The organism is Bradyrhizobium sp. JHI2711, from assembly GCF_056156565.1.
The window spans coordinates 1,437,615-1,452,068 of sequence record NZ_JBPZPT010000001.1 but is presented as its reverse complement, the minus strand read 5'-3'; the positions used below and the strand labels follow the sequence as shown (position 1 = coordinate 1,452,068).

Here is a 14,454-nt window from a genome sequence, read left to right as displayed (position 1 = left end):
GCGCAGGAATGATGCGTGAACTCTCGGCCAGGAAAATCGTGCGTACACTATCGTTGGGCGCGGTGAGTTATCTCGCACTGTCGATGGAATCTTCGGGTGACCTTCAGCATGCGGTTGCGCAATCCAATCTGCCGCCCGTGACCGTGGATGCCCCCAAGCCAAGAGTTCGTCAGCCGGTCCAGAGATCACAGTCGACGCGCGCCTCGCGTGGACAGCGATCAGTCGCCGCGGCGCCTCCGCGCCAGGCTACACCCGTTCCCTATGTGGTGCCCTCGACCGGAACGGTCGGCACGGTGCCGCCCGCCTACGCAGGCGGCCAGGTTGCAACCGGCGGGAGTCTCGGTCTGCTCGGCAATCGCGGCGTGATGAACACGCCGTTCAACCAGACGAGCTATACGGCGGAGCTGATCAAGAATCAGCAGGCGCGTACCGTCGGCGATGTGCTGTTCAACGATCCCTCGGTCCGGGTGAAGACGCCTGCCGGCAATGGCATCGATGGTGTCTACATCAGGGGCTTCTACCACGACAGTGGCGACTACGCCATGAATGGCCTCTATGGAATGGCGCCGTTCTATTCCACGTCAGCGAATTTCCTTGAGCGGGTCGAGGTTCTGAAGGGACCGGGCGTGCTTCTCGGCGGCATGCCGCCTGCAGGTGCCAATGGTGGTAGCATTAACTTGGTGACTAAGCGCGCACCTGACTTCGACATCACGCAACTCACTGCACTTTACATATCAAGGTCTCAGTTCGGACTGCAAACCGATGTGAGCCGTCGATACGGCGAACATAAAGAATGGGGCGTCCGGTTCAATGGTGAGGCGCGGGGCGGCTCGACTGCGTATGATCGGCAGACCGATCAGTTCGGCAACGCCGTGCTCAATCTGGACTACCGGGGTGAACGCGTGCGCTTTTCAACGGATATCGGTTATCAGGCTGATGATCTGAAGCCGCCGCTGCGGTTCCTGACGTTTACCACCAGTCCTCCGTTCGCGACCACCATCCCAGTTCCCGCCCTTCCGAAGCCCGGCGCCAATTACATGCCGGAATGGGCGACATGGAAACCGAAAGACGCGTTTGCCATGACGCGCGGTGAAGTCGATTTAACGGAGTCGGTGACGGCGTACGGTGCGGCTGGATATCACAAGAGCGAGATCGACTACGTCTATCCATCGCCGCGCATCACGAACGCGAACGGCAACTGGACGGCCGTTCCATTCAGCGGGCGCGATGTTTATGACAATTATACAGGTGAGGTCGGGCTGCGAGCCTCGGTGGATACCGGCCCCATCAATCATCTCTTGACTGTGAACTACTCGGCTTTCGAGCGAGATTACAGTTCGTTCGGCAGGGCAGGCGCTGCGATCAATTCAAACTTGTACAATCCGGTTCCGATCCCTTATCCCAACTTCGCTACCGTCGCCCAGAATCTGGAGACGCGAACCAAGCTTACCAGTGTCGGTATCGCTGATACGATGTCGATGTTCAACAACAGGCTTCAGTTTGTTGTCGGGGCGAGGCGGCAGACAGCGGGCGTAGACAGCGTGAACCTGCTGACCTCTGCCAAATCGAGTGTCGACGTTCCGACCTGGAGTCCCGGCTATGCGGTCATCGTCAAGCCGGTGGAGAACATCTCCCTTTACGCAAACTACATCGAAGGCCTGAAGGCGCCCGAAGTCGTTGTCGGAGCCACGTCGTATTCGAACGTTGGCGAGATCATTCCTCCTGCTCAGACCAAGCAGAAGGAAGTCGGCATGAAGGTCGATATGGGCCGGATCGGCTTTACTGCCAGCGCATTTGACATCACCAGTCCGAACATTATTTCGGTCGCAGTGCCGGGGCAAACCCTACCTGCGAGGCGACTTTCCGGCGAGCAGCGCAATCGGGGCTTCGAACTGTTCACCTTCGGGGAGGTGACCCCGACGTTCCGGGTGCTGGGTGGTGTGACCTTCATTGACGGCGAGGTCGTCAGGCAGGCGGTCTCCGTCGGATCGATCATCGTCAACTACAATGGCAAGGTTCCCGTCGGCGTGTCGGCGGTTAACTTGAACCTCGGCGCCGAGTGGGACACCCCGTTCCTGCCGGGACTGACTATGACCGGCCGGGTCATCTACACTAGCGAGAGCTACGCCAACGATGCGAATACGCAGGAGCTTCCTGCGTGGACGCGAGTCGACCTTGGCGCACGCTACACATTCCTGTCGCCTTGGAACGGTAAGCCGATTGTTGTTCGCGCCAGCGTGGAGAACGTGTTCAACGAGGCGTACTGGAATTCCTATCGCACGGTGAGTAGCGCGGTATCACTCGGCGCGCCGCGCACCTACCTCCTGTCGACGACGTTCAATTTCTGAACGCTGGTCCTTGGTACTCCCGATGCGCACCGCCGTGGATCTGGTCCGCGGCGGTTTTTCGTTGGTCCATAATCAGCAAGCTGCACTTGTCGCGATTGATGACAGTGTCATGAAACACCACCGCGATAAAATCGCACCATCATGCTACATCGGAAAAGTTCCTTCTTACGCAGTTAGAATTGCAGCAATCTGCGACGTGTTCTGAAATCTCGATATTTTCCCGCATGTTGGCGCGCAAGCGCGGAGGTTGCATTGTGTTCTCCCGTCGCCAGTTTTGAGGTCTTACAAAAAGGCGCGTCGATATTGCTTTGACCCTCGTCGGCTTCTGACCTAGTCAAACGTCTCTGCTTTCGCTTTCCGAAAAGGGGATCGCGCCATGATGGTGTTCGACAGAGACGACGTCACCTTCACCGTCGTCGTCAATCACGAAGAGCAATACTCCATCTGGCCGACGTTCAAGGAGATTCCGGCCGGCTGGAAGGCGGTGGGCAAGTCAGGCAGCAAGAAGGAATGTCTCGACCACATCGAACAGGTGTGGACCGACATGCGCCCGCTCAGCTTGCGCAAATTCATGGACGATGCGGCGCCTCAGCAGACGGCGTAGTCAGCGGAGTCCGGTCGTCCGATGCGGCTTCTTTGTCTGCCTTACTCCGGCGGCAGCGCCATGTTCTATGCGCGGTGGCGCAGGCTGCTGCCGTCGTGGATCGACGTTCGGCCGGTGGAATGGCCCGGCCGCGGTGCGCGCATGGACGAGCCGCTGGCGACCGATCCGCACGTGCTGGCGGCGCAGCTCGCTGGCGAACTCGCCGCGCAGCTCGATGGGCCCTACGCGTTGTTCGGGCACAGCCTCGGCGCGGTGATTGCGTTCGAACTCGCACATGGCCTGGTCGATCGCCGAGTGCCTGCGCCGGCCATTCTCTTCGCTTCGGGGGCGGAAGCGCCGGCAGTTCGGGATGGCAACAAGTGGCGTTATCCCCTAAGCGACGAAGCGCTGATGCAGGAGCTTCGCAATCTTCAGGGCACGCCCGACGAGGCGCTGTCGAACGCCGAGTTGATGCGATCCGCGCTGCCGGTGCTGCGCGCAGACTTTCTGATGTGCGGGGCCTATGTCTACCGGCCGCGGCGTCCATTGCCGTGCCCCGTACACGTTTTCGGCGGAGCGGACGACGAGACCGGCCGCGAAGCGCTCGAGGCCTGGCGGCAGGAGACCTCGGCGTCATTCACGCTCGATATTCTGCCCGGGCATCACTTCTTCATTCACACAGAGCAGGCCGAGCTGATCGACCGGATCGGCTGGGCGCTGGCCCGGCAATCGGGGCGATCGATTGCTTCGCATCGGAGCGAGGATCATGAGCGCGTTCTCCGTCCAACCACTCATTGACGGCAAGACTCTTCCCATGCTGCTCAGGGCAGGTGAGGCCGGGCAGCCGCTTGGCGAAGCCCTTCCCGCGCTGCGTACGACGATCGACCGGTACCTGACCGACAGCGGCGGCATCGTGTTTCGCGATTTCGCGCTCGATGGTCCCGATGCGTTTCGAGCCTTCGCGGCCGATTTCGGCCACCCGCTGCTGACCTACGAGTTCGGGTCGACGCCGCGTTCGCAGGTGACCTCAGGCGTCTACACGTCCACGGAGTATCCGCCGCACCAGCATATCCCGCTGCACAACGAGCAGGCCTATACCCGCGATTGGCCGATGAAGATCTGGTTCTACTGCATGCAGCCGGCGCTGGAAGGCGGCGAGACGCCGATCGCCGACAGCCGCGCCATCTATCGCGACATGCCGCCGGCCATTCGCGAGCGGTTTACCGAGAAGGGCGTGATGTATGTGCGGAACTACGGCAACGGGCTCGACGTCGACTGGCAGCAGGTGTTCGGCACCGACTCCAGATCGGAGGTGGAGGCTTACTGCGCTCGCCACGACATCGAATGCGAGTGGAAGGAAGACGGCGAGCTCCGCACGCGCCAGATCTGTCAGGGCACGGCGCAGCACCCGGTCACCGGTGACCGGGTCTGGTTCAACCAGGCGCATTTGTTCCACGTCTCCAATCTCGACCCGGAGGTGCGCGAGAGTCTGCTCGACGTGGTCGACGACGAAGCCGATTTGCCGCGCAACGTCTTCTATGGCGACGGTTCGACGATCGAGGGCGAAACATTGTCAACGGTCCGGACCGTTCTGGAGAGGCACAAGATCAGCTTTCCCTGGCAGGCTGGGGACGTCGTGATGCTCGACAACATGCTCACCGCGCACGCGCGTGCCCCGTTCAAGGGGCCGCGCAAGGTGATCGTCGCCATGGCCGAAGCTCATCGGCACGGGTGATCGGCGGCACTCGGCGTGGGGATTTCCGGCGCGCGGCCGGACAGGAATTTTCGAAGATGGATAGATCCAACCTCGTCGAACGCTTGCGAGAGCATGCCGCTTTGCGACCGCAGAAGATGGCTTTGCGGTTCCTCGAAGGCGACGACGTCGCCGACGAGCTGACGTTCGCCGCGCTCGACGCTCGGATCAGGGCGCTTGCGGCTTGGTTTCAGCAGATGGGCGGTACGGGCGAGCGGGCGGTGATCCTGCTTCCGAGCGGGATCAACTATGCCGTCGCATTCTATGCCTGCCTGTATTCGGGCGTAATCGCCGTGCCGGCCTATCCGCCTGAGGGCGGCCCCGAGCGCTATGCGGGACGACTCAACGGTATCCTGCGAGATGCCGCGCCGCGCTTCATCCTGGTGGAGACGGGGCTGCGCGGCCTCATCGAGGCGGCATTGCCCGAGCTCGCCGACGTGCAGATCGTTGCGGTGGACACGATTTCGCCCGATCTCGCGGCGGACTGGCGCGAGACGGGGCCTGCGGCCGATGGGATCGCGTTCCTCCAGTACACATCCGGCTCGACCTCGCAGCCGAAGGGCGTTTGCGTCTCTCACGGCAATCTGGCGGCCAACGAGCGTGCCATCGAAGCGGTTTGTGGCGGAACGCCGGACGACGTGTTTGTGAGCTGGCTGCCGCTCTATCACGACATGGGGCTGATCGGCGGACTTCTGAACCCGCTGTTCACGGGCTTTACCGGCGTCCTGATGTCGCCACGGAACTTCCTGGAGCGGCCACGGCGCTGGCTCGAGGCCATCGACCGTCACGGCGGCACGTTGAGCGGTGGCCCCGACTTCGCGTACTCACTCTGCACCGACCGCATCTCGGAAGAGACCATCCGTCGGCTCGACCTCAGCCGGTGGAGGTTTGCGTTCTCGGGCTCGGAGTTCGTCCGCCGCACCACCTTCGAGAAATTTGGCGACCGGTTTGCGCGGGCCGGGTTCGATCGACGGGCGTTGACGGCTTGCTATGGACTTGCGGAGGCGACGCTGCTGGTCACGGCCAGCGACATCACCGCCGAGACCGTCAGCTACACGCTCGACACCGCGGAACTCGCCGCCGGCCGCATCGCGAGCGCCAGCGAAGGCACGGACCTCGTGGCATGTGGTCGAACTGCTGCTGGTCACGCCGTGCGCATCATGCGCGTCGACGAATCGGCGGTGGCCGAGTCGAATGAGGTGGGCGAGATCTGGGTCACCGGTCCCAGTGTCGCGCTCGGCTACTGGAACAATGTCGAGGCCACGCATCAAGCCTTCGTCGAGCGAGATGGTGCGCGTTGGCTGCGGACCGGCGACATCGGCTTCCTTCGCGACGGCGCACTCGTGGTGGCCGGTCGTCTCAAGGACCTGCTGATCGTTCGCGGGCAGAACGTCTATCCGACGGATGTTGAGCAGGCGGTCGAAGCCGAGGTCGAATCCGTCCGCAGCGGACGGGTTGCCGCCTTTCCCATCGAGGTCGAGGGGCGTGAAGCCATCGGAGTGGCGGCGGAGTTCAGCCGCGCCGTGCTCAAGCGTAGCAATCCGGAAGCGCTCGCACATGCGATCGGCGAAGCCGTGCTCCGGCAGGCGCAGGAATATCCGGCCGTGATCGTTCTGCTGAACCCGCAAGCGATGCCGCTGACGACGAGCGGCAAGCTGCAGCGGTCGGCCTGCGCAACGCGTCTCGCCGACAACACGCTCGACAGCTTCGCGGTGTTCGAGAGAGGGCGTCGCCGCGGCACTGCATCCCTGACGGTGCCGGCGACTGATACCGAGCGCGCCGTCGCTGCGATGTGGTGCGAGGCGCTTGGCGTCGCGGCGGTGCATCGCGAGGACGATTTCTTTGTGCTGGGCGGAAACTCGATCGCGGCTGGCCAAGTAGCCGCGGCGATCCGCGACCGCCTGAACGTGGAAGTGGAGCTGCGCACCTTCTTCGACGCGCCGGCGCTTGCGGCCTTCGCTGGCCGGATCGATGTTTTGGCGGGCACCGGCGCTGGCCGGGCGCTCCCGCCGATCCCATGGGCCGTCGCGGCCGATCGCACGATGCTGTCGCACGCACAGGAGCGGCTCTGGTTCCTCTGGAACATGGATCCTGCTGGGACAGCCTATACCGTTGCGAGCACAATCGGTCTGAAGGGACGGCTCGACCGTGCAGTGCTTTCGCGTGCTTTCGGCGAGATCGTCCGTCGTCACGAGATATTGCGCACCACGTTCATCGCCAGAGACGGCCGTGGGACGCAGCTCGTCCACGATGTCATGAGCATCGGCATTCGGCACGAGGATCTCCGCGCCTATTCTGTGCGGGAGCGCTCCGAGCGCGCGGAGACGGTCAGGCGATCCGAGCTCGGCAAGCCATTCGATCTCGTGAACGGGCCATTGTTGCGCGCCGTGCTGCTTCAATTCGCGGACGATGCCTACGAATTGCTGTTGCTGGCCCATCACATCATCGTCGATGGATGGTCGCTTGATGTGCTACTCGAAGAGCTAGCCGCTCTCTATCGAGCCGGTACCGGTCAGGACGCAGGCGTGCCGCCGGTTCCGGCAATTCAATATGCTGATTTTGCGGCCTGGCAGCGAAGCTGGCTTGCGGGCGGCGAGGGCGATCGGCAGCTCGCCTATTGGCGCGCCAAGCTCGGCGATGTTCACCCGGTGCTGGCGCTGCCGCATGATCGGCCGCGCCCGACGATCCAGAGCCATGCCGGCGATACGATCGGTCTGGCCATCGACGCCGTGCTTGCGTCCCAGCTCCGGGAGATCGCCGACAAGCAGCGCGTCAGCGTCTTCATGCTACTGCTCGGCGCATATTACGCGCTGCTCCATCGCTACACCGGGCAGAGTGATTTGCGTGTCGGCGTGCCGGTCGCCGGGCGCCGGCATACGCAGCTCGAACGACTGATCGGATGTTTCGTCAACACGCTGGTGCTGCGGGCCGAGATGACCGCCGAAGCGAGCTTCACGAGCCTGTTGCGTCAGGTCAGGGAATCGGTGGTCGAGGCACTGGCGCACCAGGATCTTCCGTTCGAAATGCTGGTCGACAGCCTCAAGCCCGAACGCAGCGGTGGGCAAAATCCCCTGTTCCAGGCGAAGTTCAACTACATGACGGCGCCGGGCGGTTTCTCCGGCGTGGAGGGGCTCGCTGCCGACGTCGACATTGTCGATCTCGCTGGTTCGCATTTCGATCTCGCCCTCGACGTCATCGATGGCGTCGGCATGAAGGTCACGTTCAACTACGCCACCGACCTATTCGATCGTCCGACCATTGCACGGCTGGCGGCGCAATTCGGTTCGATGCTGCGCCAGATCGCCGACAACGCCGAGCGGCGGATATCGGACTTCGTCATCGACGACGGACACCGGCAGACCGTGCCGAGTGAGGCTGCGGCGTTCGGCTTCGCCGATGTGGTGAGCCTTCATCGCGCGGCGACAGTCGATCGACAGACCGCCATCGCCATTCGATGCGGCCGGGGGCAACTGACCTTTGCGGCGCTCGAGCAGCGGTCAAATCGTATCGCGCACGCCCTCATCGCGAAGGGCGTGGCACGCGAGACACCGGTTGCGCTGTGGATCGAGCGCTCTCCGGCCTTTGTCGTCGCCTTGCTCGGTGTGCTGAAGGCGGGCGGCTCTTATGTCCCGCTCGATCCGAAATGGCCGTTGGAGCGCGTCCGCCGTATCCTGACCGACGGCGGCATCGACATCATGCTTGCGGCGGGCGACAAATTGGCGGATGCGCGCGAGCTGGGCTGCCTGGTGCTCGACGCGGAGGCGGAAGCGGCGCGCGCCGAGGTATCGAGCCTGCCGCTCGACACGACCATTCATCCAACGCAGACCGCTTACGTCATCTATACCTCCGGATCGACCGGCGCGCCTAAGGGCGTCAGCGTCTCGCACGGGGCCTTGGCCAATTATGTCCAGGCTCTGCTGCAACGTCTGAAGCCGCGCCCGTCGGCGAGCATGGCGATGGTTTCGACGGTGGCGGCCGACCTCGGCCACACTGTCCTGTTCGGTGCGCTCGCATCCGGCGGCACGCTGCATCTGCTGTCACCGGAGGCCGTATTCGACGCGGATGCGTTTGCACAAGCGATGCGCGAGGGCGAGGTCGACATTCTCAAGATCGTGCCGAGCCATCTGCGAGGGCTGCTTCAGGCCTCGCACTCGGCCGATCTGCTCCCCCGCGACGCGCTCGTCCTGGGCGGCGAGGCGTGCGATGGCGCGCTGCTGGACGACGTCCGGCGTTTGCGGCCGGAATGCCGGATCCTGAATCATTACGGGCCCACGGAAACGACCGTCGGTGCGGTGACGCATGAGTGCGCGGCAGGCCGCGGGGACGGTTCGGTTCCGATCGGTCTGCCTCTTGCCAATCTGCGCGTCCATGTCCTCGATGACGCCTTGAACGAGGTGCCGATCGGAGTCGTTGGCGAGCTCTATGTCGGCGGCGCTGGGCTGGCGCGGGGCTATCGCGGCGCGGCGGGCCTGACCGCGGAACGCTTCGTGCCGGATCCGTTCGGCGCCTCGGGCGGGCGCCTCTACCGAACCGGGGATCGTGTCCGCTGCGACCGCGAGGGCCGGCTGATATTCCTGGGTCGTTCTGATGACCAGATCAAGTTGCGCGGCTATCGCATCGAGTTGGGCGAGGTCGCGCGCGTCATCAAGGCGCTGCAGGGAATCGGTGACGCGGTGGTCGTTTCACGCGCCATCGGTGAAAGTGAGCGCCAGGAGCTGATCGCCTATTGCGTGGCTGAGAGCGGCGCCGCTCCACAGGCCGATGCGATCAAGCAACAGCTGGCTGCAATCGTGCCGGACTATATGGTTCCGTCACACATCGTCATGTTGGCGCAATTGCCGCTGACGCCCAATGGAAAGGTCGATCGTCGCGCCTTGCCCGAACCGGCCGAAGAGGGGGCGTCGGCCGGCTATGCCGCGCCTGCGGGGGATATTGAAATTGCCATCGCGGCGGTCTGGTGCGAGGTGCTCGTTCGCGAGCGCGTCGGCCGTAATGACAATTTCTTCGAACTCGGCGGCGATTCGATTCTGAGCCTGCAGATCATCGCCCGCTTGCGCAAGCGCGGCATCCGGCTCACTCCGAAGCAGATCTTCAGCCAGCAGACGATTGCCGGGTTGGCGACGGTCGCCGTGATATCGGCGGGGACGACCAAGAAGGAGAGACCGGCGGCGAAGGCGTCAGTCGGCGACACCGCATCTGGCATGCCCCATCTGATGCCGATTCAGACGCGCTTCTTCGCCGAGGACATTGCCAACCGGGATCACTGGAACCAGGCGGTTCTGCTGCTGCCCCGTATGCAGGTCGATTGGGAGACGCTGCGGCGCGCGCTTGCGGCCATCTCGGACCATCACGATGTGCTGCGTTTGCGGTTCAAGCAGGTGGATGGCGCCTGGCGGGCGGAGCAGGGCCCGGCACCGGCGTCATCCGAACTGTTATGGATTCACGCGGGCGTCGGCGGCGCGACGGACATCACGGCGCTCGCCCGTGCCGCGCAGGAAAGCCTCTCACTGTCTTCCGGACCGCTGCTGCGCGCGGTCGGCATGGACCTGGCGGATGGTAGCCAACGCTTGCTGCTTGCGATCCATCATCTCGTCGTCGATGGCGTGTCCTGGCGTATCCTGCTGGAAGACCTGGCGTTGGCCTATGACCAGCTGCAGCGTGGCAGTCCCGTCGCGCTGCCGCCGAAGAGCGACTCCTTTGCCTCGTGGAGCGAGCGGCTGCATGCCTATGCGGGAACGGCGGAGATCGCGGCCGAATTGCCGTATTGGCTGGATCGTGGCGCCGGCGCACGCCTGCCATGCAACGACGACCATGGCGATGTCGATCGCGTCGGTGATGGCGGCGAGGTGTCCTTGGTGTTGGATGCCGACCTGACGTCACAGCTCCTCGAACAGGCGCCGGCTGCCTATCGGACCCAGGCCAACGATCTCCTGCTCGCCGGTCTCGTGCGCGCGGTGTCGCGCTGGAGCCAGCACGACGAGATCACCGTGGAGCTCGAAGGCCACGGCCGCGAGGAGATCTTCCCAGATGCGGATGTGTCCCGCACCGTCGGCTGGTTCACGACGGCCTTCCCGGTCCGGCTGAAAGATGCAGGCGACGAGGCGTCGCTGATCAAGGCGGTCAAGGAGACGCTTCGCGCGATTCCGAATCGCGGGATCGGCTATGGCGTGTTGCGCCATCTCGGCTCCGAGCAGCAGCGCCATGCTCTGGCTCAATTGGCGGAGCCGCAGATCGTCTTCAACTATCTAGGCCGCTTTGACGCCAACATAGGCACCAACCAGCGCTTCTCCTTCGCAGCGGAGAGTGCAGGTCCCTCGCGTAGCGCCACGGCACCCATGCGCGGCTGGCTGAACATCACTGGCCTCGTGCGTGACGGCCGATTGGAACTATCTCTCGGATACGGACGCAAGCGCTACCGGGACGCGACGGTCGAGCGGCTCGCCGCACATTACAAGGACGCACTGCGCGAACTGATCGCCCATTGCTGCAACGGAGCGTTCGGCCTCACGCCATCGGATGTCCCGTTGTCTGGGCTCGCTCAGGTTGATCTCGATCGGTTGGCTGCGGCCTTGGATCTTCGCGGCATTGAGGAAATCTATCCGCTCTCGCCGATGCAGCAGGGCATGCTGTTTCATGCGCTGCGCGACGGTGCCAACGACGCCTATGTGAATCAGGTCGGGCTCGAACTGTTCGGCGTCGATGCGGGCAAGCTGAAAGCCGCGTGGCAGATAGTCAGCGACCGGCATGCGGCCCTGCGGACCGGGTTTGTCTGGCAGAACCTGTCGGGCGCAGCGCAGCAGATGGTGCATCGTCATGTGACGGTGCCGTTCGTCGAGGAGGACTGGCGCGGCAGCGCGCCTCCGGATCTGCAAGCCGCGCTGGCGGAGATATCCCGGCGTGAGCGCGAGATGGGCTTCGACATTTCGCAGCCGCCGCTTCAGCGTATCCGTCTGATCCGTCTCGACGACGACAGGCATTGGCTGATCTGGACCCATCATCACATCTTCGTCGATGGTTGGAGCTCGGCCCGGCTCGTGGCCGAGGTGTTGCAGCAGGCGAGCGGCCGCCCGCTGCCGGCCGTGCAGGGCGGCTATCGCGACTACATTGCATGGTTGCAGGGCCGCGATCGCGAGAGCGCCGAGAGGTTCTGGCGCGAGGCTCTGGCAGGGCTTGAGGCGCCCACATTGCTCGCGAACACACTGACGCCCCCCAAAACATCCCTCGCCGAAGGCCATGCCAGCGTCGGGCTTGCGGTGGACGCAGCGTTGACCGAGCGATTGAAGTCCTTTGCAAAGCATGAACGGGTAACACTCAACACGCTCATACAAGGGGCATGGGCGCAGCTGCTGCGGCGTCATTCGGGGCAGTCCGCGGTCTCTTTCGGCGTGACCATCTCGGGTCGTCCGGCCGAATTGCCCGGTTCAGAGGAGATGGTGGGCCTCTTCATCAACACGCTTCCCATCGTCGATGCGACCAGCCCGCAAGCTATCGTGGGCGATTGGCTGCGCCAGTTGCAGGAACAGAATTTGGCGCTGCGCGAGCACGGTTGGACGCCGCTCTACGACATTCAGCGCCTCGCCGGCCGTGCCGGGCAGCCGCTGTTCGACAGTATCCTGGTGTTCGAAAACTATCCGATCGACGAGGGGGTGCTGCGAGGCGGGGAAGGTGGTCCGCGGCTGGGACGTGTGGCGCATGTGACGCCGACAAACTATGCGCTGGCGGTCGCGGTGTTCGCTGCAGGCGATCGGCTGAACATTGAATTCAACTATGACCGGTGCCGGTTCGACGAGGCGGCGATCCTGCGCCTTCGCGACATTCTCCACGGCCTGCTGGACCGGATCGCGGCGAATGCGGAACGTGCGCTCGGTGATCTCTCTGCGGCAGGCGAGCAGGACGCGCGACGAGCTCTCGAATGGAGTGGCGCAGCGCGGCTGACCTCCGCATCATCCTGCGCCGACGTCGTGATGCATATCGAAGCGCAGGCCGCGCAGGCGCGGTCTGCCATTGCCATCGTCTGCGGCGACCAGCGCATCTCCTATGGCGAGTTGAACGCGCGTGCGAACGCACTCGCACGACGCCTTCGCCTCTGGAATATCGGTCCGGATCGGCTGGTCGGCATTGCCCTGAGCCGAAGCCCGGACATGATCATCGCGCTGCTCGCGGTTTTGAAGGCCGGCGGCGCCTATCTGCCGCTCGATCCGGATTATCCGGCCGAGCGGCTTGCCTACATGCTGCGTGACGGCGGCGCGGCGCTGGTCCTGACGCAAGGCGCGCTGCTCGAGCCGCTTGCACCGGTGCTGCGCGAAGCCGGGGTCGAGGCGCTCTGCATCGACGAGCCATCGCCGCGCGCCGGCGAGGACGGCGGGAACCTCGACATCGAAATCCATCCGGACAGCCTGGCCTATGTCATCTACACGTCCGGGTCGACCGGCGCGCCGAAAGGCGTGGCGGTTGCGCGCGGGCCGCTGGCGATGCATTGCGAAGCCATCGGCCGACTGTACCGCATGACCTCGCGTGACCGCGAGTTCCAGACGGCATCGATCAATTTCGACATCGCCCACGAGCGATGGCTGGTACCGCTGATGATGGGCGGTTCGCTCGTCCTGCCTTCGAAGCCCGGTCTCCTGATTGACGATCTCGTCAGCGAGATGACCCGCAACGCTGTGACCTCGATCTTTCTGCCGCCGGCCTATGCGGATCAATTGAGCGCGGCATTGCGGCAGGGCGGGCGCAGGCTGGCGATCAGGGCCTGTATCGTCGGTGGCGAAGCCTGGTTCGATACCGGAGTCAGGGCATTTCGAGAAGCTGTCAAGATCGATCTTCTGGTCAACGCCTACGGCCCGACCGAGACGGTGATCGCGCCGACGGCGTGGATCGTCGACGCCGCCGCGTTGACACCTCACCAACCCGCACCGATCGGACGGCCCGTCGGTGCGAGGTCGGCGCACATTCTCGATTCCGACCTCAATATCGTTCCCGCCGGCGTCACCGGCGAGCTGTTCATCGGTGGTGTTGGCCAGGCCCGCGGCTATCTGAACCGGGCTGCACTGACCGCGGAGCGGTTCGTCCCCGATCCGTTCAGCGACGATGGCACGCGCCTCTATCGCACCGGCGATCTCGCGCGCTGGCGCAACGACGGCGTGATTGAATATGTCGGCCGCGCCGACCAGCAGGTGAAGATCCGCGGCTTCCGTATCGAGCTCGGAGAGATCGAGGCGCGTCTGCTCGAGCAGCGTGGCGTGCGTGCGGCGGCCGTTGTGGCGGGCGAAGGCCGGACCGGGCGCCAATTGTTCGCCTATGCGAGTGGCGGGCCGTCGCTCGACGGCCGCGCCTTGCGCGATGCACTGTCCGCCGTTCTGCCTGACTACATGGTGCCGTCGTCGGTGACGGTGCTGGAGCAGTTGCCGCTCACCGCTAACGGTAAGATCGATCGGCGTGCACTGCCGGCGCCGGGCGAGGATGCGTTGGCGAGTCGCACCTACGAGGCACCCGAGGACGAGATCGAGCTGGCGCTGGCCGGGATCTGGGCGGAGCTGCTCGACGTCGATCAGGTCGGACGCAACGATCACTTCTTCGAGCTCGGCGGACATTCCTTGCTCGCAGTGCGGGTGCTGAGCCGGGTGTCGCAGGAGATCGGCGTGTCAATCGCGGTCTCGGATCTGTTCGCTCATCCCGATCTTGCCTCATTTGCCCGGGTCGTGTCGATCAGGCTCATCGAGCAAGAATTCGATGCCGAAGAGCTCCAGGAACTGGTGGGAACGGAGCAGTGA

Annotated in this window: 6 protein-coding genes; all 6 read left to right on the top strand. The window is 64.0% G+C overall.

Annotated elements, in window-relative coordinates:
* Positions 1–8: 8 nt before the first annotated feature.
* The 6 genes from ACTEK7_RS06910 (at position 9) to ACTEK7_RS06885 (ending at position 14,454) form a co-directional block, all read left to right on the top strand.
* A complete protein-coding gene (locus ACTEK7_RS06910) occupies positions 9–2,348 on the top strand; it encodes a TonB-dependent receptor (protein ID WP_225146524.1) in 2,340 nt (779 codons plus the stop codon).
* A 22-nt stretch (positions 2,349–2,370) separates the two neighbouring features.
* Positions 2,371–2,553 carry a hypothetical protein gene (locus ACTEK7_RS06905; protein ID WP_225146525.1) on the top strand — a complete coding sequence of 61 codons (183 nt, stop codon included), beginning with the start codon at positions 2,371–2,373 and terminating at the stop codon, positions 2,551–2,553.
* Positions 2,554–2,724: 171 nt separating this feature from the next.
* Complete coding sequence (locus tag ACTEK7_RS06900; RefSeq protein WP_057029849.1) at positions 2,725–2,952, top strand: MbtH family protein; 228 nt, start codon at positions 2,725–2,727, stop codon at positions 2,950–2,952.
* A 21-nt stretch (positions 2,953–2,973) separates the two neighbouring features.
* Positions 2,974–3,729: a thioesterase II family protein gene (locus ACTEK7_RS06895; RefSeq protein WP_225146526.1), complete on the top strand. Its 756-nt coding sequence runs from the start codon at positions 2,974–2,976 to the stop codon at positions 3,727–3,729.
* A complete protein-coding gene (locus ACTEK7_RS06890) occupies positions 3,698–4,666 on the top strand; it encodes a TauD/TfdA family dioxygenase (RefSeq protein ID WP_225146527.1) in 969 nt (322 codons plus the stop codon). The genes ACTEK7_RS06895 and ACTEK7_RS06890 overlap by 32 nt, the downstream gene beginning before the upstream one ends.
* A gap of 56 nt (positions 4,667–4,722) precedes the next feature.
* Positions 4,723–14,454 carry a non-ribosomal peptide synthetase gene (locus ACTEK7_RS06885; protein ID WP_225146528.1) on the top strand — a complete coding sequence of 3,244 codons (9,732 nt, stop codon included), beginning with the start codon at positions 4,723–4,725 and terminating at the stop codon, positions 14,452–14,454.